This window comes from Enterobacter sp. V87_3 (genome assembly GCF_029967835.1).
In the GTDB taxonomy this organism is placed as follows: domain Bacteria; phylum Pseudomonadota; class Gammaproteobacteria; order Enterobacterales; family Enterobacteriaceae; genus Enterobacter; species Enterobacter cancerogenus.
Window position 1 is genome coordinate 167,796 of sequence record NZ_JASCAM010000014.1, and the last position, 22,475, is coordinate 190,270.

A 22,475-nucleotide genomic window follows, 5' to 3' on the forward strand; every position below is an offset into this window, starting at 1 on the left:
AATGAGGAAAGACAATGAGCACCCGCGTAAACCACCATAAAGCAACACCTGCCCTCGCCAACGCCCTGTCCGCCCTGAGCATGGAAGTGGCGAAAACCTCCATCGACCCGGCGCTCAAGCACCTGATCGACATTCGCGTGTCGCAGCTTAACGGCTGTACTTTCTGCCTGGATATGCACTCGAAAGAGGCCAAAATCGCCGGCGAGCGCGAGCTGCGCCTGTACCATCTGGCCGCGTGGCGTGAGTCTCCATTGTTCAGCGCCCGCGAGAAAGCGGCGCTGGCCTTCACCGAAGCGTTAACGCAGCCTGGCGTGCATGGCGTGAGCGACGCGCTGTACCGCAGCGTGGCCGAGCATTTCTCAGACGTGGAGATTTCAGAGCTGAACTTCGCCATCGTGGCGATCAACGCCTGGAACCGTCTGGGTATCACCTCCCGCATGGAACCAGGCTCGCTGGATGTGGCCTACGGGCTGAATAAAGCTAACCTGGAATAACCCCGCGCTCGCGGATCATCGCCACCAGCGCCCGTAACCCTGGCGGGACGTGGCGATGACCAGGATAGTAAAGGCGCAGCCCGGCAAACGGCTGCGTCCAGTCGTTTAAAACGCTCACCAGTTCCCCGCTTTTTAGCTCATCCTGAATATAAAGTTCCGGTAAAAAGCCGACGCCAAGCCCGGCTTTTACCGCCGCGATCGACGCAAAAAGATCCGACGTCGCAAAGCGCGGCGGCACCGCCAGAGTGCAGGTCTCACCGCGACGTGCCAGCTCCCACCGGTAGATCCCCCCGTGGGACATACGCATGCCAATCCCCTGATGTTGCAGAAGATCGTCCGGCGTTTGGGGGATCCCGTGCTGCGCGAAATAGCCCGGCGTGGCGATAACGAGCTGGCGGATATCGGCCGTCAGGGGCACGGCGATCATGTCCTGCGGCACGGACTCCTGGAGGCGGATCCCGGCGTCATAGCCTTCGGCGACGATGTCGATCATTCGCGCTTCGCTCACCGTCTCCACCCGCATCTTCGGGTAGCGGATCATAAAGTCGATCAGCAACCGATCCAGAAACAGCGTGCCGATATGGCTCGGTACGTTCAGGCGCAGCGTGCCGGCAGGTTCTCCGGTATCGCTGTGGATCTCCTCGCTGGCCTGGCGAATTTCCTGCAATGCCGGGCCAATGCGCGCCACATAGCGCTGCCCGGCGTCGGTAAGCGCCACGCTGCGGGTGGTGCGGTTAAAGAGGCGGGTATCAAGACGGCTCTCCAGCCCGGCGACGGCGTTACTCACCGCCGTGGCGGACATCCCCAACTCCTGCGCCGCGCCGCGAAAGCTGCCGCGGCGCACGACGGCCATAACCACTTCCAGCTCGGTCAAACCTGAACGATGCATAGATTATCCTGAAAATCGAAACAACCCTTGCAGCATAGCGTGGATTATCGCAACGGCGTAGTCGTGCCAGACTGTGTTCATCCAGCCTGAGGAGGTTTATATGCACAACATCGAACAGATTTTTATCAACGGTGAGTTTGTTACCCCGCACGGTACCGAGCGTTTTGATTTGTACAATCCCGCCATGGCGCGGGTTATCGGCCAGGTGCGTCTGGCGGATGAGGTCGATGGCGTACGCGCCATTGCAGCTGCCAAAGCTGCTTTTCCGGCGTGGTCGCAAACGTCCAAAGCGGAACGCATTGCGGCGCTAAAACGGATGCATGCCGCCGTAGTGGCCCGTCATGACGAACTGCTTGAGGCCGTTATCGAGGAGTATGGCGCACCTGCGTCGCGCTCGGCGTGGATGGCCAGCTATCCGGCGGAGGTCATCGCCCAGGCCATTGCGGCGCTGGAGGCGTTCGAATTTACCTCTGCCGCGGGCGCCGCGACGGTACAGATGGTGCCGCTTGGCGTGGCGGGGCTTATCACGCCGTGGAACAGCGATGCTGGCTTTATCTGCGGCAAGCTGGCCGTTGCGCTGGCGGCAGGCTGTACGGCGGTGATCAAGCCGAGCGAAATGAGCGCGCTGCAAACCCGGGTCATCACCGAGGCGCTGGCTGATGCCGCCCTGCCGCCGGGGGTGTTTAACATCGTCACCGGGCGCGGCGACAGGGTCGGTGAAACCCTCAGCCGCCATCCCGATGTGGCAAAAATCTCGTTTACCGGTTCGACGGCGACAGGTAAGGCGATCCTGCGTAACGCCGCAGAAAGCTTTAAGCGCGTCACCCTGGAGTTAGGCGGCAAATCCCCGACGATCCTGCTGGAGGATGTCGATCTTACCAGCGCGATCCCGCTGGTGGTGCAGGCCGGGTTTATGAACAGCGGACAGGCCTGCGTGGCGGGCACGCGCATTCTGGTACCCCAGTCGCGCAAAGCGGAAATCGAAACCGCGCTGGCCGACGCGGTGGCGGCGGTGAAATCCGGCGATCCGCGCAATAACGCCACGGAAATCGGCCCGATGGTCAGCGAAAAGCAGTGGCAGCGGGTGCAGAGCTATATTCGTAAAGGCATCGACGAGGGGGCACGCCTGCTGGCGGGCGGTGAAGGTCGCCCGGAAGGTACGCAGGACGGCTGGTTTGTGCGCCCGACGCTGTTTGCGGACGTGAATAATCAGATGGCGATTGCCCGTGACGAGATTTTCGGCCCGGTGCTGTGCGTCATCCCTTATCGCGATGAGGCAGAGGCCGTCGCCATTGCTAACGATACCGACTATGGCCTGAGCGCGATGGTGCTGGGCGGCGATGTGGCGCGTGCGCATCGCGTGGCACAGCAGATCGTTTCCGGTCGGGTGCTGGTAAACACCCTTGCCCATGAACCGAAAGCACCGTTCGGCGGGTTCAAACACTCAGGTGTTGGGCGCGAGATGGGCGAGTGGGGAATTCGCGCGTTTATGGAGCCCAGGTCGGTTGTGGGTTGAACCCTGCCCGGTGGCGCAGCCGCCCCGCTTGCCGGGGCGTTACGTGCCGGGTTCACTCTTCAAACAGGCTTTCAAAAGTTTTCGTCGGTAAGAAGAGCGTGAATTCATTCTCGGCCAGAAGCGGTATGAACCCCAGTTTGAGGTAAAAATTTCTGGCTTTATCGTTCAGCGCTTCAACAAACAGACCATGAATGCCGACGGCAAAGGAGGCCAAATAGACGGTCTTCATAGCATGGGTGACAAGTAACTCACCAAAACCTTGCCCCTGAATGCGTTTATCAATAGCCAGACGCCCTAAGGTTACGCTCGGCACATTTTTATAAGGAATGCGCTTCTGCTGGGTTTTAGAGGGCAGGTAAGCCTTTTCAAAGCAACTCCCGGAGAGCGTGTAATACCCCAGTATCCGCGGGTTTTCCTCGCGGGTCGTGAGCACGTAGGCACGCAAAAACTTCCCGCGATGCTGGCGTTTAAGGTGTTCCGCAAGGAAGGTGTTAAGGCTTACTTCTCCGCAATCGAACTGGCTCAGGTCGTACTCAACGTCTTCTGAAAAAATCCCTATCTTCACATCGTTCACGTATTACTCCATATCCTGGAGACGCTTCGCCGCGCGTTTCAGGCGGTCATTTGGTGCCGGCGGGTTGCTGATGGCCTCCATTACCGTATTCCAGGAGGCTTCATTAAGGATCATGCGACGGTGTCGATCGATAACTTCCGCAGCGCGTTCAGAAGCCGTGCTGACCATGAACTGTGAAATTGACTGGTTGGTCATTGCTGCAGCTTCTTCGATCAGGCTTTTATCGTCTTCGCTTAACCTCAGATCGATGCGCTGTTTCTTCAGTGCTGTCATGATGTGCTTCTCAATTGTTTTTCAGCTTTATTTGAATTGTACGGTGTTAATCCGTACACCTATGATAGGTGTGTCTTCAACATAATTCAATGAGAAATTCAGCGTAGCGCCCTCCGGCACAACACTTCGCTCTTTACCGAGTGGTGGTAACGGCTTCGGGAAACGTTGCCATTAAGAGACTGTTTAGCCATTAAAAAAAGCCCGGTGGCGCTGCGCTTACCGGGCCTGTGGGTATGTCACCTCTGGCAGTGCCTTTCGCAATTCCTGCTCTTTTGTCCATCGTTTCTTGATACTTACCCTGATAACTATTATCCTGAGTGCGTACTACGAGAGGACTCCCCATGAGTGAAGACGAACTGTTTAGCCGCCGGCCAATGGGCATGCGGATGGCGATGGTCGTGCGCCAGTGGCGTGCGGTGATCGACGATGCCATTCTCGATACCGGGTTAACCCAGTCGAGCTGGACGGTAATGATGCAGCTGCAACAGCTTGGGGATAACGTCTCGGTAAGCGAGCTGGCGGAGGTGCAGGGTATCGAACTGCCGCCGCTGATGCGCACCCTGACACAGCTTGAAAAGCAGGGCTACCTGCTGCGCACCGTATCGCCTTACGACAAGCGTATCCGGCTGCTAACGCTGACGCCCGAAGGGAAGAGCGTTCTTGAAACGCTGACTCAGGTTATTGAGAACTTTCAGGCTCGCGTCTCGCACAATATCGCGCCGGAACATATCACCATTTTCAGCGCTACGTTGAATCAAATCGCCTGCAATTTGCGGACTATCCGCGAAGAAGATAACAAGACCGAAAAATAATGACTCCTGAACAAAAGTTTGCCCGCTGGGTAAGGGTAAGTATTGCCTCTTTCCTGCTGATGTTTGTCTACTTTATCGTCGCGGATATCTGGATCCCGCTGACGCCGGACTCCACCGTGATGCGCGTGGTGACGCCGGTCTCTGCGCGCGTCTCCGGCTACGTCGCGGCGGTACACGTGCACAACAACAGCCAGGTTAAAAAAGGCGACCTGCTGTTTGAGCTAGACGACACGCCGTTTCGTAACAAAGTGGAAGCGGCGCAAATCGCGCTGGAGCAGGCCCGCCTGTCCAACGAACAGCTGGATGCGCAGATCGCTGCCGCCCAGGCCAGCCTGAAAACGGCGGTGCTGACCGCGCGCAACGACAAAGTGACGTTCGACCGCTATCAGAAGCTGAGCGCGCTGCAGAACGTCTCGCAGTCTGACCTCGACAAGGTGCGCACTGCCTGGCAGAGCAGCGAGCAGTCCGTCAGTTCGCTTCAGGCCAACATCCGTAACCTGCGCATTCAGCGCGGCGAGCGCGATGAACACCGTAACGTGACGCTGCAAAAATACCGCAACGCGCTGGACGATGCCGAGCTGAACCTCGGCTGGACGAAGGTCTATGCCGAAGCGGACGGCACGGTGAGTAATCTGCAGCTCAGCCCCGGATTTTATGCCTCCTCCGGCTCTGCCGCGCTGGCGCTGGTGAACAACCAGACCGATATCGTGGCCGATTTCCGCGAGAAGAGCCTGCGTCATACCCATCAGGGAACCGACGCCGCCGTGGTGTTCGATGCCTTTCCGGGGCAGGTTTTCCGCGCCCACGTGACCAGCAGCGATGCCGGGATCCTCGCCGGGCAGGAAGCGGTAAACGGCGAGCTGTCCCAGCCGGAGACCTCTAACCGCTGGGTACGTGACGCGCAGCGTATGCGCATCCACGTGGCGCTGGATGAAGCGCTGCCGAAGCACCTGCCGACCGGCGCCCGTGCCACGGTGCAGCTGTACAACAGCGAAGGGCCGTTCGCGCGCTTCTTCTCCGGGATGCAGATCCACCTGGTGAGCCTGCTGCACTATGTCTATTAACACTCTGGCGAGGGTCTTTACCCCGCACGGCAACATCGTCTACACAGCCAACGACTTTCGCCAGACCCTGCGCATCGTCTTTGCCGGGATGATTGCCCTCAGCGTGTCGAGCTTCTACAACACCAGCTACGGCGTGTTCTTCGTGGTCTACCCGATCATGCTGCTGTCGCTGGTACCGGTGTTCAACCGCCACGTGGCAAAGCAGTTTGTCTTTAGCGCCGCGCTGAACTGCGTTGAAATGGTGATTATCATCGGCTTTTTGTCGCAGTGGCCGGTGATCATGACGCTGGTGGTCTTTGCCCTGTACGTGATGCGCTTTCGCTTTATGAGCAAGGGGCCGCTGTTTCTGTTCGGCTCCATGGGCGTGGTGTGCCAGAGCGTGATGCTCAACTTTATGAGCTACCCGACGACCAACTGGCACACGCTGTTATTCTCCAATATCGAAGCGAGCGTGATGGCGGTGTGCCTGAGTGCACTGATGAACTACCTGCTGCCGGACGTCGAACCCCGCAAGCCGCCGCCGCTGATTGAGAAAGATGATGCCCGGGTGCGCCACGAGTCGTTGCTTTCCGGGACGGTCGCCACGCTGATCTTTGTGGTGTTCCAGATAAGCGACCTGAGTGATTCGCTCTCGGCGCTGATGGCGGGCGTGCTGATCCTGTTCCCGATGCACTATCGCGGCGCGGTGATGAGCTCGGTCTGGCGCGTGGTCGGCGTGGTGCTGGGCTGCCTGTATATCCTGGTGGTGCAGCTTATCCTCTACGATCACAGCAGCCACATGCTGCTGATGATGCCGTTGATTGGCCTCGGGCTGGCGTTTGGCGCGCGGCTGCACGTCATGGAGAAGGTGGGGGCGGGCGTCGGCTTTGCCAGCATCACCACCATCGGCATTATGTTCGGGCAGAACATGCACCCGGACAGCGACCTGGTGTTCAGCGATTTATACCGCATCACGTCGGTCACCTTCGCGCTGGTGACCACGCTGACGCTGGTCTTTCTGGTGCACCGGGTCCTGAACTGTTTTGCTCCGACGCGCTACGTTATCGCGCCGCCGAAAGCAGAGTAGTGTGCAAGCAGGGTGGGCAACTGCGAGAGTAAAAACAGGATCAGCCCAATCGTCCCGCCTACCAGCGTGCCGTTGACGCGGATAAACTGCAGGTCTTTGCCGATATTCAGTTCAATCTGGCGCGACATATCTTTGGCGTCCCAGCTTTTTACCGTGTCGCTGATATGGCGCGTGAGGAACGCGGCGAAGTCCGGCGCGACGCGGTGCGCGGCCTGCTCCAGATGCTCGTTCAGCGACGCGCGCAGGCTGGCATCGGCGTTCAGCGTTTCGCCAAACCACAGCCCGGCGTTGGCGATGCGCTGCTTCACGCGGGAGTCTTCGCTGTGCATATCCGCTTTCAGCCATTCGCGCAGGTCGGCCCACATCTCGCCCAGATAGCGGTTAAACGCCTCGTCATTCTTCAGATAATGCTTGATGTTGTCGGCTTTCGCCGCCATGTCCGGATCGTTTTTCAGGTTATCGATAAACTTGAGCGTGGCGCGGTCAAACGCCTGACGGATCTGGTGCGTGCGGTCGTGGCTGATGTCATCCAGCAGGGTATTCACCGCGTTCGATACCATCTCCGCGCTCTGGTCGCCCAGCCACTCCGTCGGCAGCACCATCGCTTTGCGCGGATGTTCGGTTTTGAGCCAGTGGACAATCTGACTGGCGATGAAGTCCCGCGTGCTTTCCCGCTGAATCAAGGTAATCAGACGGTTGATGATCGCATCCAACAGCACCTGATGGCGGTTATTTTTGGTCATGCTTTCCAGCATGACGGCGCTAGTTTCGGTGAAATCGACCTTGTCGAGCGCCTTATGTACGGCACGTTTAAGCAGCCGCTGAATACGCCCGTCATCGGTAAGTTCCAGAAAACCGCTCATGACCTGGATCAGGTGCTGCCCGACGCGCTGGGCGTTGTCCGGTTGACTGAACCAGGTGCCAATCATCTTAGCCGGTTCATAGCGGCGGATTAAGTCCACCAGGGATTGCGTATCGAGGAATTTTTCCTGAACAAACTGACCCAGATTTTCGCCGATCCGATCTTTATTGCGCGGAATGATCGCCGTATGGCGCGCGATAAACGGAATGGGCACCCGGCGGAACAGGGCAACCACGGCAAACCAGTCTGCCAGCGCGCCCACCATTGCGGCCTCGGCGATGGCCTTGACGCCGCGCACCCAGAAGGTCTGCGGTAGAAACAGTGTGGTAATAAACGCCGCGGCAGCAATCAGCAGCAGCGACAGCGCCAGCAGCTTGGCGCGTTTGAGTTCGGCTAATTTTTCCATGGCTTAAGGATAGAGGGAAGCGGGGGGAAAGTGCAAAATTCCCCACCAGGCGTGGAGGGTTCCGGGTGAGCGCGTCCGGCTAAGAACGTTCCGTATATACCCAACTTTACGTCCACCGCCAGTCATATTGACTACCCTTAATACCCTAAGCGGTAATTAAAGGAGATTCGATATGGCTTACCAGACAGTAAATCCTGCCACCAACCAGCTGGTGAAAGAATACCCCTCCCACACCGATGCGGACGTCGAGGCGGCGCTGAAGGCGGCGGACGCGCTCTATCACTCCGACTGGGCGAAAGGCGATATTGAACAGCGCCTGCCGGTGCTGCACAAGCTGGCCGATCTGATTGATGCGCGCGTGGAGGAACTGGCTAAAATCGCCAGTCAGGAGATGGGTAAGCTCATCGAACAGAGCCGCGGCGAAGTGAAGCTCTGCGCGCAGATTGCCCGCTATTACGCCGATAACGCGAAGCAGTTTTTAGCGCCTGTAAAATACAAATCGGAACTGGGTGAAGCCTGGGTAGAGCATCACCCCATCGGCGTGCTGATGGCGGTTGAACCCTGGAACTTCCCTTATTACCAGCTGATGCGTGTGCTGGCTCCTAACCTGGCGGCGGGTAACCCGGTGATTGCCAAACACGCGAGTATTGTCCCGCACTGCGCCGAGACCTTTGCGCATCTGGTGCGCGAAGCGGGTGCGCCGGAAGGGGCATGGACAAACCTGTTTATCTCCTCTGATCAGGTGGCGAAGATTATCGCCGACGAACGCGTGCAGGGCGCAGCGCTGACCGGCTCTGAAAAAGCGGGTAGCGTGGTTGCGGCCCAGGCGGCGAAGCACATCAAAAAATCGACCCTGGAACTGGGCGGTAACGACGTGTTTGTGGTACTCGACGACGCGGATATCGATAAAGCCGTGAAGATTGGCGTCAACGCCCGTCTGAATAACGCGGGCCAGGTCTGTACTGCGGCGAAGCGCTTTATCCTGCATGAAAAAATCGCCGACGCGTTCCTGAGCAAGTTCACCGAGGCGTTTAAGCAGGTGAAGATTGGCGATCCGCTGGATGAAAGCACCACGCTGGGGCCACTGTCATCCAAAGACGCACTGGAGACGCTGACCAAACAGGTCGACGAGGCGGTGAAGCATGGCGCGAAGCTGCACTACGGCGGCAAGCCGGTCCAGCGTGAGGGCAGCTTCTTTGAGCCGACCATCCTGACGCATATCTCACGCGAGAACCCGGCATACTTCGAAGAGTTCTTCGGCCCGGTCGCGCAGGTTTATGTGGTGAAAAGCGACGATGAAGCCGTCGCGCTGGCCAACGACTCGCACTACGGACTCGGTGGCGCGGTGTTCAGTCAGGATATCGAGCGTGCGAAGAAAATGGCGTCTCGCATCGAAACCGGGATGGTGTATATCAACTGGCTCACCGACACGGCGGCAGAGTTGCCGTTTGGCGGCGTGAAGCGTTCCGGTTACGGGCGTGAACTGTCGGATCTGGGGATCAAAGAGTTTGTAAACCAGAAGCTGGTGGTGGTACATCAGTAATCGCACCCATAAAAAACCTGCCATGCGGCAGGTTTTTTTTGTTCGCGCTTATTGCACTTCGATCTTATCCCAGCCGCTTTTATACATGCAGCTGTCTACCAGGGTATCTCTGCGATACTCATTGGCGTCTTCAACCGTATAGCTGGTGGAAACATCCTTTTTCTTGTGTTTCTTGTCCTGCTTTTCCGAGTTTGAACCCGTCACAACGTTATCCGGGGGCAGATCGATAAGTGCCTGAGCTTCGCATTCCGTTAGCTTTTTATTCATTTCCCTGTCACTGACGCCAGGCTTGACCCATTTATACTGGACGCAGCCTGACAGCAGTAACGTAATACTCAGAACACTAAGCGCGGCGATGCGGGTTTTCATCAGAAGCTTACTCCGCCGCCTACGTATGCGCCGTCAATCAGGGTGTGGTTTGGACGACCGTCTTTGCCATCAACGCTCACGTGGCGGTAACCCACTTTCAGCGTCACAGGTTTAATTGGGGTCCAGCTTACGCCGCCGTTTGCTTCAACGTAGTTTTTTACGCTGTTGTTCAGGCCGTCTGGCGCAACATAACCTTCACCGAACACGTGGATGCTGTCGGTCAGCGCAACGTTTACACCACCGCCGATAGGGAAGGCCACGCCGTTATCGCCTTTTTTCGGGCCGATGTAGATCGCTTTAGCGCCCGCATTCAGCATCACCGGGCCAACTTCCAGGTTGTAACCTGCGCCAACGCCGCCGGTCTGCGTACCGTCATCGGTGTTCTTCAGCCAGTTGCTCTCCGCATACAGGCCAGATGAGGATTTACCCATTTCCAGATTAAGGTTGGTAAAGTTTTTACCCTGCTCAATGCTGCCGCCCATAGCCAGTGCGGAACCTGATACAGCGGTCAGAGCAGAAAGGAGAAGAACATTCAGCTTTTTCATGTTTTATGCCTCGTCATTAAATTAATCTGGGCACACCTTAACAAGCGAGGTTTATGACTGCAAATGTGAGGCGGTTCGCAGTTTTATGCTGATTTTGTTAATAATTTTCCGCATTGTTGTTGCGTGTTGGTTTGTATTTGCTTTCGTCAACGCGAATGTTTTTTACGTTTAGAAACGGTTTAGAATTTTGTCTAAATATCATCTGAACGAGGCGGGGATATTGATTGGAAATGCATTAATTGGGTTTCTAATAATTTCCTGAAATGTTTCCGCTGTAACGGATAACAACGTAAATTTACATTTTTATGGTTAAGTTATACTCAGCCCTTTATCAACTATACCTGTTAATGGCATGAATGCTTGCCATAAAAATCATTAATGCAAAAAATACGTGTAAGAAGTATGTCATTGTCATGTATTTGGATGACGATATGCCGATATCATCACAAGGATGATTAAATAATCATGATGAACAGAGTAAAAGGATTTTTCCCGAAAATTGCGATCCCTCATCCCACCGGGAGAGGGAACAAGCAGGCGTTATTTACGTAGCCCCGCAAAGGCTGACCGAATCTCATCTTCCGGCAGCTCAAGCCCGATAAAGACCATCACGCTGTGCGGCGGTTCGTCGCCCCAGGGGCGATCCCAGTCGGCGCTGTACAGGCGCTGCACGCCCTGGAACAGCAGGCGGTTAGGTTCACCGTCAATCCACAGCATTCCTTTGTAGCGCAGCAGCTTGTCGGCAAACGACAGCAGCAGGTTCTCCATTACGCGGGAAACGTCGCTGATACCTACCGGGTAATCCAGCTCAACCACAATGGACGAGACGTCATTTTGCTTATCGGCCATAAAGTGGAAGCGCGGTCTGGAGGTGACGTTCTCTTCGAGCATAAAGCCGTTGGTGTTGAACAGCTGAGACAGGTCAATATCGCCGTGCGTCACGGTATAAATCGGGGCGCGTGAGTTAATGCGCGTCAGCCGCTCGCGCAGTTTCTCGCTGTCGCCTGCCACGTCGGTTTTGGTCAGCAGGATGCGATCCGCGTAGCCAACCTGAGACTGGGCAATGGTGAACTGGTTCATCTGCTCGTCGGCGTGAACCGCATCGACCAGCGCAACAACGCCGTCCAGCAGGTAGCGCTGGCAGAGAATGTCATGGGAGAAAAAGGTCTGGATAATCGGGCCGGGGTCGGCCATGCCGGTGCATTCAATCACCAGGCGGTCAAAGCTGATGTCTCCGCGGTCGCGGCTGTCGAGCAGATCCAGCAGGGCGTCTTCTAATTCGTTTGAGCGGGTGCAGCAGATGCAGCCGTTGGTCAGGGTTTTGATCTGCGTGGCGCGATCGCCAATCAGCTGGTCGTCGACGGAGACTTCGCCGAATTCGTTTTCAATCACGGCGATGTTGAAGCCGTGCTGTTCATTGAGGATGTGGCGCAGCAGGGTGGTTTTACCTGCGCCGAGGAAACCGGTCAGCAGGGTGACGGCAATCGGGGTCATGGTCTCTCCTTTAGCAGCAGCGTACGCCGCCTTCTCCACTTCCGCCGTAGCGCGCTTCCTGACGCTCGCGGAAGAACTCGGTGTAGGTCATGTACGGCTTATCCGGATGGTTGGTCTTCATATGCTCAACGTAGTTGTCATAGTCCGGAATGCCAATCAGCATTTTCGCCGCCTGACCGAGGTATTTTTTTGCTTCGCCTAAGTTACCAAACATAATGCATCCTGATAAGACAAAGCCCGGCAGGGGGCGCCGGGCATTGTTACCCCTCACCCCAACCCTCTCCCAAAGGGAGAGGGGGAGGCGTGTGGATTAATGGTGTGAAGAGGTCTTCACGCCGCCTTCCGGTACGGGTACGTACGGGGTTTCTTTGTCCGTACGACCGTCGGCGTTACGCACGTTCATCCAGGTTTTGATGCCGTAGAAGATGATGCTGTACACCACCACCAGGAACAGAATGCTCAGACCCGCGTTGGTGTAGTTGTTCACCACGATATGGTTCATGTTGGCAATCTGCTGCGCGGTGAGGTCTGCGCCGCCTGCGGCAATCTTCTCTTTATACTGGTTAGCCATGAAGAAGAAGCCTTCCAGCTGCGGGTTGGCGCTGAACAGTTTCAGGCCAAGCGCCCAGGTGGTGCAGAGCAGCAGCCACAGCGCAGGCACCACGGTCACCCAGATGTATTTGGTGCGTTTCATTTTCACCAGCACGACGGTGCCGAGCACCAGCGCCACGGCGGCCAGCATCTGGTTAGAGATACCGAACAGCGGCCACAGGCTCTTCACGCCGCCCAGCGGGTCGACAACGCCCTGATACAGCAGGTAACCCCACAGGCCTACGCAGCCCGCCGTACCCAGAATGCCCGCGACCAGAGAGTCGGTTTTCTTCAGGAACGGTACGAAGTTGCCCAGCAGATCCTGCAGCATGAAGCGACCCGCACGGGTACCTGCATCCAGCGCGGTCAGGATGAACAGCGCTTCAAACAGAATACCGAAGTGGTACCAGAAGCCCATGTCCGCCCACGGCAGCACCTTGTGGAACACGTGTGCGATACCGACAGCCAGCGTAGGCGCGCCACCTGCGCGGTTCAGTACGGACGGTTCGCCGATGTCTTTCGCGGTCTGCATGATCTGCTCAGGCGAAATCACAAAGCCCCAGGAGCTAACGGTAGCAGCTGCGTGTGCGCTCGCATCTTTCAGCTGCGCCATGATCAGTGCCGCGTTGTCACCGCCCATCTCATGCAGGTTTGGCATGGTAATGCCCAGGCCCGCCGGTGGGGTATTCATCGCGAAATAGAGACCCGGTTCGATAATGGACGCGGCAACCAGCGCCATGATCGCCACGAAGGACTCCATCAGCATGGCACCGTAACCGATCAGACGGGCGTCTTTTTCGTTCGCCAGCAGCTTCGGTGTCGTACCGGAAGCAATCAACGCGTGGAAGCCAGACACGGCGCCACAGGCGATGGTGATGAACAGGAACGGGAACAGCGCACCTTTCCACAGCGGACCGGTACCGTCGATGTACTGGGTCACTGCCGGCATTTTCAGATCCGGGTTAATCACCAGGATGCCGATCGCCAGACCGACGATAACGCCGATTTTCAGGAAGGTGGCCAGATAGTCACGCGGAGCCAGAATCAGCCAGACCGGCAGCAGGGCAGAGACAAACGCATAGCCGATCAGCGCGAAGGTGATGGTGGTGTCTTTAAAGGTCAGCGCCGGGCCCCAGTACGGGTCGTGCGCAATCACCCCGCCAAAGTAGATGGAAGCCACCAGCAGAACGATACCAATGACCGACACTTCGCCCACGCGACCCGGGCGAATAAAGCGCATGTAGATACCCATAAACAGCGCAATCGGCACGGTGGAGCAGACGGTGAAGACCCCCCACGGGCTTTCGGCCAGCGCTTTCACCACGATTAACGCCAGCACCGCGAGGATGATGATCATAATCAGGAAGCAGCCGAACAGGGCGATCGTTCCCGGCACGCGACCCATCTCTTCTTTGACCATCTCACCGAGAGACGCGCCGTTACGGCGAGAAGAGATAAACAGCACCATGAAGTCCTGCACCGCACCGGCCAGCACGACGCCTGCCAGCAGCCACAGGGTTCCCGGCAGGTAGCCCATCTGCGCCGCAAGAACCGGACCAACCAGCGGACCCGCGCCTGCGATAGCGGCAAAGTGGTGGCCAAACAGCACGTAGCGGTTGGTTGGCACATAGTTCAGGCCGTCATTGTTAATGACCGCCGGGGTGGCGCGCGTGGGGTCGAGCTTCATGACCTTCTGCGCGATGTACAAGCTGTAGTAGCGATAAGCCACAAGGTAGACGGAAACCGACGCGACCACGATCCACAGGGCGCTGACGTGTTCGCCCCGGCGTAATGCGACAACCGCCAGACAGAAAGCGCCGAGGATCCCGAGTAATGCCCAGGGCACGTGCTTAAGTAGTTTTTTCGTATCCATAGTAAGACCTGTTTTTTTATGTAAAGAAAAAAGGGTCAGGGTTCGTTGTGAGGAGGTATTGATTAATGCTGGAGGGATCGTGCCAGATCGTCGCGCGTGTAAAGGAAGGTAAATGGGTGAGTGGTTGAAAGCGGTGGGTGAGCGGTCAAAGGAGGGGGCGAGTGGTTCAGGCTCGCCGCGAGGGGTAAAAATTATGTGATTGCGATCACTCAGAATCGTCTAAAGCAGCCTTCTGATACGCGGGGATCAGCCGGTATCGCCCGTCGCCCACGTGCTCAATAATCGGAGAGAGCGCCTGCAGATCGCGGTACACGGTGCGCTCGGTAATACCAAACTTGTTCATCAGATCGCTGCGATGCACCACCCCGTGAAGATGCAGCGCAATAAAAATATCCACAAGACGTTCAGCCGAGCGGCTCCGCGTCGAATTAGCCATAAAGGATGTCCTGGAGAGCAAAGAGGTATGTCCGTCGACAGACACAAAATTTATCTTATGGATAGTTAACGGCGTGACTTAGGGGAAACATTAGGGGAATTTGCGCAAAAACGCGCTGGCCGGGGAAGGCCAGCGCGAGGGGAGGTTATACGGCGGCGGCAAGCTCCATCATCACCGGATGGAAACGGCGTTTGAAGTAGATCAGCCCGTGGCCCGCGTCGCTGAGCAGGATAGTCTTAATTTCAACCAGATAGACCAGATGCGTGCCGATGGTCTGCACCTGAGTTATCTCCCCTTCGAGGCTTGCCAGCGCGCCTTTCAGCACCGGCTGTGCCAGCGGCCCTTTTTGCCAGCAGGAGAGGTTAAAGCGCTCCTCCATCGCCATGCCGGTCATCCCGGCGAAGTGGCGGGCCATGATCTCCTGCTCGTGGTTCAGCACGTTCACGCACAGCCGGCCATTGCCCTGGAAGACCGGGTTCATGGCGCTGTTGGCGTTGATGCAAACCATCAGCGAGGGCGGCGTGTCCGTGACCGAACAAACGGCGGTGGCCGTGATGCCGCAGCGTCCCGCATCGCCTTCGGTGGTCACAACGTTCACCGCCGCCGACAGGCTGGCCATGGCATCGCGAAAGCGCAGGCGTTGTTCATCTAATTGCATTGAAGCCTCCCGCTGCGTTATTTCAGCAGCTTATCCAGCATGTTGATATCGGTGTTGTTGTGCAGGTGCGGCACGGTCCAGCCGTGCTGGTCGTACTCGGACATGCAGCGGTCGACCATCGCCATCATTTTGTCCATGTTGCCGGAGCTTTGCGCCTGGCGCAGGCACTGCAGGCGGATCTCGTCCTGGCTGCCGGAGTAGTTGATCTCATACAGCTCGTGGCGGCCACCGAACTCGCTGCCGATGGCATCCCACATCAGTTTCAGGATCTTAATGCGCTCGACGTGATCCATGCCGTTCGAGCCGCGCACGTACTTCGCCAGATACTGGTCGATCTGCGGGTTGTTCAGATCCCGGGCGCTGGACGGCAGGTAGATCAGGCCGCTGGTCACGTTGCGCTCAATGATGTTTTTGATTTTGGCGTAGGCCATCGGGGCCATCACGCGGTAGGTCTGCAGCGCCGCGTGGTCCGGCAGGTACGCACCGTTGACCCACGGGGTTGCCTCTGAGCACATGGAGTCGCTCAATGCCCAGAACATGTTGCGCCAGGCCACCACTTCGCCAAGATCTGCCTGCACGCCGCGAAACTCCAGGGTACCGGTACACTCCAGCGATTTTTTCAGCAGGGCGGTGATGAAGTCGAGCTTCACCGCCAGACGTACGCAGGCCTGCAACGGGTACATGCGGGCGAAGCCGCCCTCCATTGTCCAGCGACGACAGCGGTCAAAATCGCGGTAGATCAGCACGTTTTCCCACGGGATCAGCACATGATCCATCACCAGGATCGCATCGTTCTCGTCGAAGCGGCTGGAGAGTGGATAGTCATACGGCGAGCCGGTGGCACCGGCCACCATCTCGTAGGAGGCACGGGAGATCAGCTTCACGCCCTCGGCATCCATCGGCGCGACGAACATCAGCGCGAAGTCCGGGTTTTCGCCCATCACCTGCGCGGAGCCAAAGCCGATCATGTTGTAGTGGGTCAGCGCCGAGTTGGTTGCCACCACTTTCGCGCCGCTGACGATGATCCCCGCGTCGGTCTCTTTCTCCAGCTTGATGTAAACGTCTTTGACCTCGTCCGCCGGTTTGTGGCGGTCGATCGGCGGGTTGACGATAGCATGGTTGAAGTACAGACCGGTCTCCTGAATGCGGGTGTACCAGTTACGGGCGTTCTGCTCGAACTGGCCGTAGAACGCCGGGTTAGCCCCCAGCGCGCAGCCGAAAGCCGCTTTGTAGTCAGGCGTGCGGCCCATCCAGCCGTAGCTCAGGCGGGACCACTCGGCGATGGCATCACGCTGCTGGCGCAGGTCATCGGCGCTTTTCGCCACCCGGAAAAATTTGTGGGTGTAACCGCCGCTGCCGGTGTCGGTGCCCCAGCAGAGGGTGTCCTGCATGTCTGGCTTGTGCAGCGCGTCGTACATCTGCGCGATGGACGCCGCCGCGTTACGAAATGCCGGATGGGTAGTGACGTCTTTAACGCGTTCGCCGTAGATATAAATCTCGCGGCCATCCTGCAGGCTTTTTAAATACTCTTCGCCGGTGAGCGGGCGTTTGGCATCGGCGCGGAAATCTTCAGGCTTCATAGGGACCTCGTATCGGAAGATGTTTGTTAAATTTATGTTTTGTTTTTGTTGTTTAATTGAAGCGTGAGAGAGGCGGAACGTGAAGGGACGTTTGGGACAACGGCGGGTACTTTTCGGGTGAGATCGGAGAGTGTGATGTCCCTCACCCTAACCCTCTCCCAAAGGGAGAGGGGACGTTTACTCCCTCTCCCTTTGGGAGAGGGCGGGGGTGAGGGGAACAGGCGACACCGGTACTTTCTGCGCCCGATACGCGCTCGGCGAACACCCCACTAACCGGTTAAAAAAGCGGGCGAAATAGGCCGGGTCTTTAAATCCAAGCTGCCAGGCGATGTCGCTGACGGCGCTGTCGGAAAAAAGCAGCAGCCGTCTGGCCTCGCGTAGCTGACGGTCGAAGATCAGCCGTTTTGGCGGGCGGTTGGCGAAGCGGCGGCAGATATCCGTCAGGCGCGATTCGGTGAGATGCAGCTCGCTGGCATATTCCGGCACCGTCCAGTGCTGGTGGTAATGCGCGTCAATCAGCAGGGTAAAGCGCTGGAACAGCTTTAGCTCGCCGCGCATGCCGCAGGCTTCGTGGTCGTCGAGCTTTGCGTTGCGCAGCAGTAGCGTAAAAACCGCCTGGGCTAAAAGTACCAGCGTATGCTCGCGGCCAGGCAGCTGCGCGGTGGATTCGCGCTTTATCAGCTGCCAGTAGTGTTTTAGCGCCGAAATCTCGTCCGGTTTATCGGCCAGCGAGAGGCAGATCCCCGGCAGGCCGAACGCCTCCCGGGTGCCGGGATAGAGCACCTCCAGCAGCGGCCAGATCAGATCCTCGCGCACCGTCAGCACGTGGCCGTCGCTGTCCGATTCGGTGATAAACGCATGCGGCACCGACGGCGGCGTGAGGACAAACAGCGGGGCCTGCACCGAGTAGCGGTGATCGTCGAGCTGCAGCTCAATCTGTCCGGTATCGAGAAAGTGCATCTGAAAATACTGGTCGTGCCGGTGCGCCTGCATGTCGCGGCCAAAAAAGGCCGCCATGCGGGAAAAGGACTGATAGTGCACATCGTCGGTGCCCAGGCTTTCGTCATACTCTTTGCTGATATCAATGTTGGCGATAGGGCTCTGGCACATGGTCGTTCCTCTGTTGATCCTGCTTCGCCATCGGGATGCGGGTCAGCACCAGCGCGCCAACCACCAGCAGCCCGGCGACAAACCACAATCCCGAGCTGAAGCTGCCGGTCGCGTCGCGCAGAATACCAATCAGCAACGGGCTGACGGCCGAGCCGACGTTGCCGATGGCGTTGATCACCGCCAGCGCCACCGCGCGGGACTGCAGGCTAATGACCCGATCCGGCGTGGTCCAGAAGATCGCCATGGCGGTAAACGATCCGGTTGAGGCCATGATGATGCCAAGCAGCTGGATCAGGCTGCTCCCCGTCGCGGAGGCCAGCATCCATCCCGCCGCGGCGAACAGGTACGGCAGGATGGTGTGCTTTTTTCGCTCTTTCAGCCTGTCGGAGCGGCGGCTCCACCAGATCATCCCGAGGATGGTACAGAACTGCGGGATCGCCGCCAGCAGGCCGATGGTGATGTTGCTGCTGCCGGCGTTGACGCTCTGGAGGATCTGCGGCGTCCAGATGTTGATAGCGCTCAGGGTGTTGGTCAGGCAGAAGTAGGCCAGCGTGTAGAGCAGAACCGCCGGGGTCATGACCTCGCGCAGCGTCGAGCGGGGCGTGGATGCCTGCGCAATGGCCACCTCCTGCTCGCGGGCGATCATCGTTTTCAGCGCCTGCTTTTCGTCGTCGTCCAGCCAGGTCGCCTGGTCCGGCGTGTCGTTAAGATAAAACCAGGTCACCACGCCGAGCACCACGGAGGGCAGCCCTTCCAGCAGGAACAGCCACTGCCAGCCCTTCAGGTTCCACAAGCCGTCCATCGCCAGAATATAGCCGGAGAGGATCGAGCCGAGCATCATGGTGACCGGCATGGCGATCATAAACAGCGCGTTGGCGCGGGCGCGATGGTATGCCGGGAACCACCAGGTGAGATACACCAGGATCCCCGGCAGGAATCCGGCTTCGGCAATCCCCACCAGCATGCGCAGGACGTAGAGCGTTTCCGGGCTGGTGGCGAACATCGTACAGGTGGAGGCGATACCCCATACCACCATGATCCCGGCAATCCAGCGGCGTGCGCCCACCTTCGCCAGCATGATATTGCTGGGGATCCCGCATATAACATAGGTGACGTAAAACAGCGTGGCGGCCAGGCCGAACATGGTGGAGGTCAGGCCCAGATCCTTGCCCATCGTCAGCCCGGCAAAGCCGATGTTGATGCGGTCAAGGAACGAAAAGACAAACAGAATAAAGAGAAACACGATCAAACGACGAAACAGCTTGTTAATAACGCGATGTTCAACAGCTTGCTTATCTTGCAGGGATGAGGTCGTCATGGTGCGCTCCAGATCTTACCTTTAGTAGACGGATTTATTGTTATTCACTGACGTAACCGGGTGATGGATAAAGCGGGCGGCCAGCGCCTCGGCGCTGCGGGCGAGCAGGGTGGTGTCTACCCCGACGGCGACGAACAGTGCCCCGAGCTCGAGATAGCGTTTCGCCAGCGCTTCGTTCGCCATCAGGATGCCGGGGGCTTTCCCCGCCTCGCGGATCTGCGCGATGGCCCGTTCGATGACGGCCTGCACCTCGGGGTGCTGCGGGTTACCGGCAAAACCCATGTCGGCGCTGAGATCTGCCGGGCCGATAAACACGCCGTCGACGCCTTCCACGTCGAGGATTTGCGGCAGGTTTTTCAGCGCCTCACGGGTTTCGATTTGCACCAGTACGCACATGGCGTCGTTAGCCTGTTGCAGGTAATCCGGGATGCGGTTCCAGCGTGATGCCCGCGCCAGCGCGCTGCCGACCCCACGGATACCCGCAGGCGGATAGCGGGTGGCGCTCACCGCCAGACGCGCTTCGTCGGCGTTCTGCACCATCGGCACCAGCAGCGTTTGCGCGCCCACGTCCAGCAGCTGTTTGATCTGCACCGGATCGTTCCATGACGGGCGTACCACCGGCTGACTGGTATAGGGGGCGATGGCCTGCAGCTGGGTTAAAACCGTCTGCACGCTGTTCGGGGCGTGCTCTCCGTCGATCAGCAGCCAGTCGAAGCCTGCGCCCGCCAGCAGTTCCGCGCTGTAGCTGCTGGTCAGCCCCAGCCATAAACCGATTTGCGGTGTTCCGGCTTTCAGCGCCGTTTTGAATGCGTTTTGCATGGTCGTCTCCTAGACAAAGCGGCAGCTGATGGACCCCATGTTGCCGTAGTCCACGTGGAAGGTGTCGCCCCGGCTGGCGGCTACCGGGCGGGTAAAGGAGCCACCGAGGATGATCTGGCCGGGTTCAAGCTGAACGTCATACGGCGCGAGCTTGTTCGCCAGCCACGCCACGCCGTTCGCCGGGTGGTTAAGCACGCCTGCGGCGACGCCGGTCTCTTCGATGACGCCGTTGCGATAGAGCAGAGCGGAGATCCAGCGCAGATCCAGTTCGTCGGGCTTAATCGGACGACCACCGAGGATCACCCCCGCGTTGGCGGCGTTATCGGAGATGGTGTCGAACACCTTGCGCGGGCGCTGGGTTTCAGGGTCGACGTTGTGACAGCGGGCGTCGATCAATTCCAGGGCGGGGATCACGTAGTCCGTGGCGTTGTAGACGTCGAAGATCGTGCAGTTCGGGCCGCGCAGGGGTTTTGCCAGCACGAAGGCCAGCTCCACTTCGATGCGCGGGACGATAAAGCGATCGACGGGGATGTCGCTGCCGTCGTGGAAGAACATATCGTCCAGCAGCGCGCCGTAATCCGGCTCGCTAATCTGCGAGCTGGCCTGCATTGCTTTGGAGGTCAGGCCGATCTTATGGCCCTTCAGCACGCGGCCTTCGGCAATTTTCAGGCTCACCCATTCGCGCTGGATGGCGTAGGCATCTTCAATGGTGATCTCCGGGTGCTCCAGCGAGATTGCGCGGATCTGCTCCCGGGTTTGTTCGGCCTGATGCAGGCGGTGAGCGATCAATGTGTGGGTATGTTTGTCGAGCATGGCGATATCCTGTTGTATTGTTTTCTCCCTCTCCCAGTGGGAGAGGGCCGGGGTGAGGGCATCAGGCCGCAGAGATTTCCCTCACCCTAACCCTCTCCCAAAGGGAGAGGGGACAGATCGAGAGGTACTACTTAAACAACGCATGCACGTTGTTTTGCTTGTAATTGAGCGTCGGATGCAGCTCCTCTATCTCAAACGACAGCGCCAGATAACGGTCCGCCATCAGCGTCGCGAAGTGCGTTTTGATAAGCCCAAACAGCATCTCCCCCACGGCTTCGCGGCTTTCCAGGCTGCGCCCCGCGCCAATCTTCAGCGTCATGTGCACGAAGGCATAATCGTGTTTCCCGTCGGCCATCTGCCAGGTGTCGAGCCAGTGGGCGCGGCTGCGGATACCGCCAAGTGGAAAGATACCCGTGGCGGCCAGCGCCGCGTTCACCCTGGCAAACAGCCCCGGCAGGTCGGCCTGCTCGCGGATGTTGTGGGTGCATTCAGCAATAAAGTGCGGCATGGTGGCTCCTTACGCGGGCAGCGGGAAAACGGCGTTAACCTGACCGGTACCGGAGCTGGCGAACAGCTCGGTGAGGAACTCCACTTTGCCGTCGTATTTGTCCCAGCCGAGCATCCCCAGCAGCATCACCGTGTCGTGCATGTTGCCTTCGCCGTAGCAGTAGTCGGCGTACTCCGGCAACATGCTGCAAAATTCTTTGAACTGGCCCTCGCGCCACAGCTTGACCACGCGCTCGTCCATCTGACGGTCAAACTCGCGGGTGTAGCTGTTCATCCCTTCTTCCGCGCGCTGGTCGTCAATAAAGCGGTGCGAGAGCGAACCGCTGGCGAGCACCGCCACGGTGCCGTCGTATTTTTCGATGGCGCTGACGATGGCCTCGCCGAGCCTGCGGCTGTCGGCAAAATCGTGAACTGTGCAGAACGCCGAAATGGCGATCACTTTGAAGTGTTTATCCGCGTTCATGTAGCGCATTGGCACCAGGGTGCCGTACTCCAGCTTCAGGCTCGGGATGTTGTGCGCTTTGGCGCGCACGCCGAGCTTCACCGCCTCGTCGGCGATCAGCTGCCCGAGTTCCGGGTTGCCGTCGTAGTCGTAGGTCATGTCGCGGATAAAGTGCGGCAGTTCGTTGCTGGTGTAGACGCCGGAAAAATGGTCCGCACAGTTAATGTGATAGGCGCTGTTCACCAGCCAGTGGGTGTCGAACACGATAATGGTATCGACCCCCCGCTCGCGGCAGCGCTTGCTGATCTCTTTGTGCCCGTCAATGGCCGACTGGCGGCAACCGTGGTTTTTGCCCGGCAGCTCGGAAAGGTACATCGACGGCACGTGGGTGATTTTTGCCGCTAACGCTAAGGAGCCCATA

Annotated in this window: 24 protein-coding genes; 6 read left to right on the forward strand and 18 right to left on the reverse strand. The window is 58.3% G+C overall.

The window, feature by feature from the left end; translation table 11 throughout:
* Window positions 1-14 precede the first annotated feature (14 nt).
* On the forward strand, window positions 15-494 hold the full coding sequence (locus QLG21_RS06950; protein ID WP_006174154.1) for a carboxymuconolactone decarboxylase family protein: 480 nt from the start codon (window positions 15-17) through the stop codon (window positions 492-494).
* On the opposite strand, the gene QLG21_RS06955 is transcribed toward QLG21_RS06950, so the two are convergent.
* Window positions 481-1,383 (reverse strand): LysR family transcriptional regulator, encoded by a 903-nt coding sequence (locus QLG21_RS06955; protein WP_282484131.1) that lies wholly within the window; start codon window positions 1,381-1,383, stop codon window positions 481-483. The two genes, QLG21_RS06950 and QLG21_RS06955, sit on opposite strands and share 14 nt — an antisense overlap.
* Before the next feature lie 100 nt (window positions 1,384-1,483).
* Here QLG21_RS06955 and QLG21_RS06960 point away from each other — a divergent pair, with 100 nt between their 5' ends.
* Window positions 1,484-2,899 carry an aldehyde dehydrogenase family protein gene (locus QLG21_RS06960; RefSeq protein WP_282484132.1) on the forward strand — a complete coding sequence of 472 codons (1,416 nt, stop codon included), beginning with the start codon at window positions 1,484-1,486 and terminating at the stop codon, window positions 2,897-2,899.
* 52 nt (window positions 2,900-2,951) lie between these two features.
* On the opposite strand, the gene QLG21_RS06965 is transcribed toward QLG21_RS06960, so the two are convergent.
* Together QLG21_RS06965 and QLG21_RS06970 are read right to left on the reverse strand one after the other, a co-directional pair.
* Window positions 2,952-3,473: a GNAT family N-acetyltransferase gene (locus QLG21_RS06965; protein WP_282484133.1), complete on the reverse strand. Its 522-nt coding sequence runs from the start codon at window positions 3,471-3,473 to the stop codon at window positions 2,952-2,954.
* Window positions 3,474-3,476: 3 nt separating this feature from the next.
* On the reverse strand, window positions 3,477-3,746 hold the full coding sequence (locus tag QLG21_RS06970; protein ID WP_006174147.1) for a DUF1778 domain-containing protein: 270 nt from the start codon (window positions 3,744-3,746) through the stop codon (window positions 3,477-3,479).
* A 341-nt stretch (window positions 3,747-4,087) separates the two neighbouring features.
* Between QLG21_RS06970 and QLG21_RS06975 the strand changes: the two genes are divergently transcribed.
* The 3 genes from QLG21_RS06975 to QLG21_RS06985 are packed head-to-tail and all read left to right on the forward strand — an operon-like array spanning window position 4,088 to window position 6,688.
* Window positions 4,088-4,558 carry a MarR family transcriptional regulator gene (locus QLG21_RS06975; protein ID WP_282484134.1) on the forward strand — a complete coding sequence of 157 codons (471 nt, stop codon included), beginning with the start codon at window positions 4,088-4,090 and terminating at the stop codon, window positions 4,556-4,558.
* The gene (locus QLG21_RS06980; protein ID WP_088208796.1) at window positions 4,555-5,622 is read left to right on the forward strand and encodes an HlyD family secretion protein; all 1,068 of its coding nucleotides are present in this window, start codon (window positions 4,555-4,557) and stop codon (window positions 5,620-5,622) included. Before QLG21_RS06975 ends, QLG21_RS06980 begins: the two co-directional genes overlap by 4 nt.
* Window positions 5,612-6,688, forward strand: a complete 1,077-nt coding sequence (locus QLG21_RS06985) for a DUF2955 domain-containing protein (RefSeq protein ID WP_006174141.1) — start codon at window positions 5,612-5,614, stop codon at window positions 6,686-6,688. Before QLG21_RS06980 ends, QLG21_RS06985 begins: the two co-directional genes overlap by 11 nt.
* Here the strand turns inward: QLG21_RS06985 and QLG21_RS06990 are convergent.
* Complete coding sequence (locus QLG21_RS06990; protein ID WP_282484135.1) at window positions 6,658-7,956, reverse strand: DUF445 domain-containing protein; 1,299 nt, start codon at window positions 7,954-7,956, stop codon at window positions 6,658-6,660. The genes QLG21_RS06985 and QLG21_RS06990 overlap by 31 nt on opposite strands.
* Before the next feature lie 172 nt (window positions 7,957-8,128).
* On the opposite strand from QLG21_RS06990, the gene QLG21_RS06995 reads away from it, so the two are divergent.
* The gene (locus tag QLG21_RS06995; protein ID WP_088208803.1) at window positions 8,129-9,499 is read left to right on the forward strand and encodes an NAD-dependent succinate-semialdehyde dehydrogenase; all 1,371 of its coding nucleotides are present in this window, start codon (window positions 8,129-8,131) and stop codon (window positions 9,497-9,499) included.
* A gap of 48 nt (window positions 9,500-9,547) precedes the next feature.
* On the opposite strand, the gene QLG21_RS07000 is transcribed toward QLG21_RS06995, so the two are convergent.
* The 14 genes from QLG21_RS07000 to hpaD form a co-directional block, all read right to left on the reverse strand.
* Window positions 9,548-9,868: a hypothetical protein gene (locus QLG21_RS07000; protein ID WP_006174128.1), complete on the reverse strand. Its 321-nt coding sequence runs from the start codon at window positions 9,866-9,868 to the stop codon at window positions 9,548-9,550.
* Window positions 9,868-10,413, reverse strand: coding sequence for a YfaZ family outer membrane protein (locus QLG21_RS07005; protein WP_058609606.1), 546 nt, complete (start codon window positions 10,411-10,413; stop codon window positions 9,868-9,870). The genes QLG21_RS07000 and QLG21_RS07005 overlap by 1 nt, the downstream gene beginning before the upstream one ends.
* A 540-nt stretch (window positions 10,414-10,953) precedes the next feature.
* Window positions 10,954-11,907 (reverse strand): GTPase, encoded by a 954-nt coding sequence (gene yjiA, locus QLG21_RS07010; RefSeq protein WP_282484136.1) that lies wholly within the window; start codon window positions 11,905-11,907, stop codon window positions 10,954-10,956.
* 10 nt (window positions 11,908-11,917) lie between these two features.
* Complete coding sequence (locus QLG21_RS07015) at window positions 11,918-12,121, reverse strand: YbdD/YjiX family protein (RefSeq protein ID WP_003856610.1); 204 nt, start codon at window positions 12,119-12,121, stop codon at window positions 11,918-11,920.
* Between the two features lie 96 nt (window positions 12,122-12,217).
* A complete protein-coding gene (locus QLG21_RS07020; protein ID WP_006174125.1) occupies window positions 12,218-14,371 on the reverse strand; it encodes a carbon starvation CstA family protein in 2,154 nt (717 codons plus the stop codon).
* 205 nt (window positions 14,372-14,576) lie between these two features.
* Window positions 14,577-14,807, reverse strand: a complete 231-nt coding sequence (locus tag QLG21_RS07025; protein WP_058609607.1) for an HTH domain-containing protein — start codon at window positions 14,805-14,807, stop codon at window positions 14,577-14,579.
* A gap of 145 nt (window positions 14,808-14,952) precedes the next feature.
* Window positions 14,953-15,465: a 4-hydroxyphenylacetate 3-monooxygenase reductase subunit gene (locus tag QLG21_RS07030; protein ID WP_101738293.1), complete on the reverse strand. Its 513-nt coding sequence runs from the start codon at window positions 15,463-15,465 to the stop codon at window positions 14,953-14,955.
* 17 nt (window positions 15,466-15,482) lie between these two features.
* Window positions 15,483-17,045 (reverse strand): 4-hydroxyphenylacetate 3-monooxygenase, oxygenase component, encoded by a 1,563-nt coding sequence (gene hpaB, locus QLG21_RS07035; protein ID WP_010427196.1) that lies wholly within the window; start codon window positions 17,043-17,045, stop codon window positions 15,483-15,485.
* A gap of 177 nt (window positions 17,046-17,222) precedes the next feature.
* Entirely contained in the window at window positions 17,223-18,155 is a 933-nt protein-coding gene (hpaA, locus tag QLG21_RS07040; RefSeq protein WP_058609610.1) for a 4-hydroxyphenylacetate catabolism regulatory protein HpaA, read from the reverse strand.
* Window positions 18,127-19,473: a 4-hydroxyphenylacetate permease gene (gene hpaX / locus QLG21_RS07045; protein WP_282484137.1), complete on the reverse strand. Its 1,347-nt coding sequence runs from the start codon at window positions 19,471-19,473 to the stop codon at window positions 18,127-18,129. The genes hpaA and hpaX overlap by 29 nt, the downstream gene beginning before the upstream one ends.
* 21 nt (window positions 19,474-19,494) lie before the next feature.
* Window positions 19,495-20,292: a 4-hydroxy-2-oxoheptanedioate aldolase gene (hpaI, locus tag QLG21_RS07050; RefSeq protein WP_102891484.1), complete on the reverse strand. Its 798-nt coding sequence runs from the start codon at window positions 20,290-20,292 to the stop codon at window positions 19,495-19,497.
* Between the two features lie 9 nt (window positions 20,293-20,301).
* Window positions 20,302-21,105, reverse strand: a complete 804-nt coding sequence (gene hpaH, locus QLG21_RS07055; RefSeq protein ID WP_006174111.1) for a 2-oxo-hept-4-ene-1,7-dioate hydratase — start codon at window positions 21,103-21,105, stop codon at window positions 20,302-20,304.
* Window positions 21,106-21,232: 127 nt separating this feature from the next.
* Window positions 21,233-21,613, reverse strand: coding sequence for a 5-carboxymethyl-2-hydroxymuconate Delta-isomerase (locus tag QLG21_RS07060; protein ID WP_282484138.1), 381 nt, complete (start codon window positions 21,611-21,613; stop codon window positions 21,233-21,235).
* A gap of 9 nt (window positions 21,614-21,622) precedes the next feature.
* Window positions 21,623-22,474, reverse strand: a complete 852-nt coding sequence (gene hpaD, locus QLG21_RS07065; protein WP_282484139.1) for a 3,4-dihydroxyphenylacetate 2,3-dioxygenase — start codon at window positions 22,472-22,474, stop codon at window positions 21,623-21,625.
* Window position 22,475: the final 1 nt, after the last annotated feature.

What these genes read in the sequence shown, in the direction of transcription:
- QLG21_RS06960 (WP_282484132.1), top strand. Translation starts at nt 1,484, where the DNA reads ATGCACAACATCGAACAGATTTTTATCAACGGTGAGTTTGTTACCCCG.
- QLG21_RS06995 (WP_088208803.1), top strand. Translation starts at nt 8,129, where the DNA reads ATGGCTTACCAGACAGTAAATCCTGCCACCAACCAGCTGGTGAAAGAA.
- QLG21_RS07020 (WP_006174125.1), bottom strand. Translation starts at nt 14,371, where the DNA reads ATGGATACGAAAAAACTACTTAAGCACGTGCCCTGGGCATTACTCGGG.
- QLG21_RS06975 (WP_282484134.1), top strand. Translation starts at nt 4,088, where the DNA reads ATGAGTGAAGACGAACTGTTTAGCCGCCGGCCAATGGGCATGCGGATG.
- yjiA (WP_282484136.1), bottom strand. Translation starts at nt 11,907, where the DNA reads ATGACCCCGATTGCCGTCACCCTGCTGACCGGTTTCCTCGGCGCAGGT.
- QLG21_RS06955 (WP_282484131.1), bottom strand. Translation starts at nt 1,383, where the DNA reads ATGCATCGTTCAGGTTTGACCGAGCTGGAAGTGGTTATGGCCGTCGTG.
- hpaA (WP_058609610.1), bottom strand. Translation starts at nt 18,155, where the DNA reads ATGTGCCAGAGCCCTATCGCCAACATTGATATCAGCAAAGAGTATGAC.
- QLG21_RS07030 (WP_101738293.1), bottom strand. Translation starts at nt 15,465, where the DNA reads ATGCAATTAGATGAACAACGCCTGCGCTTTCGCGATGCCATGGCCAGC.
- hpaB (WP_010427196.1), bottom strand. Translation starts at nt 17,045, where the DNA reads ATGAAGCCTGAAGATTTCCGCGCCGATGCCAAACGCCCGCTCACCGGC.
- QLG21_RS06950 (WP_006174154.1), top strand. Translation starts at nt 15, where the DNA reads ATGAGCACCCGCGTAAACCACCATAAAGCAACACCTGCCCTCGCCAAC.
- hpaX (WP_282484137.1), bottom strand. Translation starts at nt 19,473, where the DNA reads ATGACGACCTCATCCCTGCAAGATAAGCAAGCTGTTGAACATCGCGTT.
- hpaI (WP_102891484.1), bottom strand. Translation starts at nt 20,292, where the DNA reads ATGCAAAACGCATTCAAAACGGCGCTGAAAGCCGGAACACCGCAAATC.
- QLG21_RS06990 (WP_282484135.1), bottom strand. Translation starts at nt 7,956, where the DNA reads ATGGAAAAATTAGCCGAACTCAAACGCGCCAAGCTGCTGGCGCTGTCG.
- QLG21_RS06970 (WP_006174147.1), bottom strand. Translation starts at nt 3,746, where the DNA reads ATGACAGCACTGAAGAAACAGCGCATCGATCTGAGGTTAAGCGAAGAC.
- QLG21_RS07000 (WP_006174128.1), bottom strand. Translation starts at nt 9,868, where the DNA reads ATGAAAACCCGCATCGCCGCGCTTAGTGTTCTGAGTATTACGTTACTG.
- QLG21_RS07015 (WP_003856610.1), bottom strand. Translation starts at nt 12,121, where the DNA reads ATGTTTGGTAACTTAGGCGAAGCAAAAAAATACCTCGGTCAGGCGGCG.
- QLG21_RS07025 (WP_058609607.1), bottom strand. Translation starts at nt 14,807, where the DNA reads ATGGCTAATTCGACGCGGAGCCGCTCGGCTGAACGTCTTGTGGATATT.
- hpaH (WP_006174111.1), bottom strand. Translation starts at nt 21,105, where the DNA reads ATGCTCGACAAACATACCCACACATTGATCGCTCACCGCCTGCATCAG.
- QLG21_RS07005 (WP_058609606.1), bottom strand. Translation starts at nt 10,413, where the DNA reads ATGAAAAAGCTGAATGTTCTTCTCCTTTCTGCTCTGACCGCTGTATCA.
- QLG21_RS06985 (WP_006174141.1), top strand. Translation starts at nt 5,612, where the DNA reads ATGTCTATTAACACTCTGGCGAGGGTCTTTACCCCGCACGGCAACATC.
- QLG21_RS07060 (WP_282484138.1), bottom strand. Translation starts at nt 21,613, where the DNA reads ATGCCGCACTTTATTGCTGAATGCACCCACAACATCCGCGAGCAGGCC.
- hpaD (WP_282484139.1), bottom strand. Translation starts at nt 22,474, where the DNA reads ATGGGCTCCTTAGCGTTAGCGGCAAAAATCACCCACGTGCCGTCGATG.